2 protein-coding genes and 1 pseudogene are annotated in these 2,200 nt (G+C 76.7%); all 3 read right to left on the reverse strand.

The window, feature by feature from the left end:
* Nucleotides 1-280: pseudogene (locus tag ABZW03_RS40070) on the reverse strand (hypothetical protein); the annotation flags it as partial.
* A gap of 154 nt (nt 281-434) precedes the next feature.
* Nucleotides 435-1,088: a DUF4232 domain-containing protein gene (locus ABZW03_RS40075; RefSeq protein WP_355269708.1), complete on the reverse strand. Its 654-nt coding sequence runs from the start codon at nt 1,086-1,088 to the stop codon at nt 435-437.
* A 175-nt stretch (nt 1,089-1,263) separates the two neighbouring features.
* On the reverse strand, nt 1,264-2,200 hold a 937-nt coding region (locus ABZW03_RS40080; protein ID WP_355269710.1), incomplete at its 5' end, for a hypothetical protein.

Raw genomic sequence — 2,200 nt, forward strand, 5'->3', positions numbered from 1 at the left:
GGCACCCGCGCCGTCCAGCTCGTCGAGGCCCGGCCCGCCCCCGGCCGACCTCGCCGACGAGTGCGGCGCCGGCGTCGACGACGCCGTGGACCGGCAGCGGGAACGGCTCGACGAGGATCAGCTGCGCGCCCGCCTCGGCGAGGGGCGCGAGGAGGCGGTCGTACCCGGCCTCGAACCGCTCGGCGGGGATCACGCACCCCTCGGGGTCGAGGGTGTGCCGGCCCGTGTCGTTGACGCCGGCGAGGATCGACACCACGTCCGGCGCGCCGACGAACAGCACGGTGCTTCCCGGTCGGACGGTGATCGTCCTGCGCGCTCCTCGGCAGGGGTGGGCCGGTACCCCTCGAAGGTGGCCGGGGCCTGCCGCCAGCACACCGACGGCCTCCGGCATCGCGCTGCCGTCCGGCTCCCACCGCCCGGGATGTGACGGTCCGTCAGTTCACGGGGACGGCGTCCTTGGGCAGGGTGTGCCAGTTGGTGACGACCGGCTTGTCGACCGGGGTGGTGCCGACGGGGACGCTCGCCGGGTTCGGGTCGGGGGTGCCGATGCCGATGACGGCGTCGGTGTACTCGACGGCCTGGTTGCCCTTGGTGGTCTTGGCCATGATGCCCGCGTAGGCGGTCTTGGCGCCGCTGAGGGTGATCGGCTCCCCGGTGCCGTGCTCGACGGGCGCGGCCTCGATGCCGCCGGAGCCGAACGCGACGACGGGGTGGGTGCCGGGGAGCGTGCAGGTGATGCCCGGCTTGGCCTTGGCGCTGATCAGGATGTAGCCGCCGGCCTGGCTCTCGGTCTTCGCGGCGAAGACCAGGTCGTTGGCGCCGCAGGCCTGGCCGTAGCCGCTCTTGTCCCCCGGGGCGGCCGGGGCGGCGGCGGTGGCCGGGGCGGCGGGGGCCTTGGGGGTGGCGGCCTTCGTCGGGGACGTCCCGGCCGGGGCGGGCGCGGCCGCCGGGGGCGCGGTGGCGGTGGCCGCGGGGCCGGTGGCGGCGGGGGCGGGGCTCGCGTCGCTGCTGTCCGGGCCGCAGGCCGTGGCGGTGGCGGCGATCGCCGCGACGGCGGCGGCGGTGAGGACGAGGCGGCGCGTACGCATGCGGTTTCTCCTGCTGTCGTTCGGTGGGTGCGGTCTCCGATGTGCTGTGTGATCACCGTAGAGGGGGGTCGTTCACGGGGCGGTGCGGAAAATATCCCGATCCTGTTCCAGACGGGACAACGGGGCCGGGCCGGCTCCCCGAGGGGAACCGGCCCGGCCACCGATCCGTCCGACGTCAGGCCAGCAGCTCCGCCTGGAGGGTGACGACCTGCCGGAAGGGCGCGGTCGGCACGCCGGCCGGGTTGGTCATGGTGACGACGGCGAGCACGTCGGCGGCGGAGAGGTAGGCGACGCGGGCGGTCGGGGCGCCCTTGGAGCCGGCCGTGGTGGCTTCCACGGTGGTCAGGCTCATGCCGTCGGGGGTGTTCCAGTCGTCGTGAGGAGTGCTCCTGGTGTCGGCGGCCGCCTTGGGGCGGCCCTTGGCGCGCAGGTCGGCGAACGCGCTCCAGGACTCCCGGACGGAGCCGAAGCGCAGCAGCCGGATCTGGGTGCGGGTGCCGTCGGAGGCGGTCCACTCCCGGACGGTGGCCGCGCGGCAGGCGTTCTCCAGCAGCAGGACGCGGGCCTTGGCCGGGTCCTGCTGCTCGTCGGCGAGCGCGTCGCAGGGCACCCACTGGCCGAACGCGCCGGCGGGGGCGGCGGCCGTGGGGGATGCGGCCGGGGACGCCGAAGCGGTCGGCGATCCCGAGGCGGCGGGCGTCCCCGAGGGAGCCGGGAAGACGGGCGGCGTCAGCGAGCCGCCGGCCTCCTTCGGGGCGGGCAGCAGCAGGTGGCGCAGGTCGGCGTAGTGCAGCGACTTGCCCTTGTCGTCCGGGGCCGCCTTGCCGGACGGCAGCGGCGGCAGGGTCAGCGGCGCGAAGGTGTAGCGGCCGTCGCTCGCGGTGGCCAGGCCCGGCAGGTCGGTGCGCTCGGGCGCGGTGACCGCCAGCGCGCTGCCGGTGCCCGCGAGCGCGAACACCAGGACGGCGCCGCCCCAGCGCACGGCGGCCTTGCGGCGGCGGACCCGGTGGGCCTCCTGCTCCGCGAGGACGGCGGGGTCCACCGGCGCGGCGACGGGCGCGGCGAGCGCCGCCAGCAGCGGATCGGCCTCGGGCACGCCCCCGGGCACGCCC

The sequence above is a fragment of the Kitasatospora sp. NPDC004799 genome (assembly GCF_040609095.1).
GTDB lineage: Bacteria > Actinomycetota > Actinomycetes > Streptomycetales > Streptomycetaceae > Kitasatospora.

Excerpts from the sequence above, each read along its gene's own strand:
- ABZW03_RS40075 (WP_355269708.1), bottom strand. The coding sequence starts at position 1,088 with ATGCGTACGCGCCGCCTCGTCCTCACCGCCGCCGCCGTCGCGGCGATC.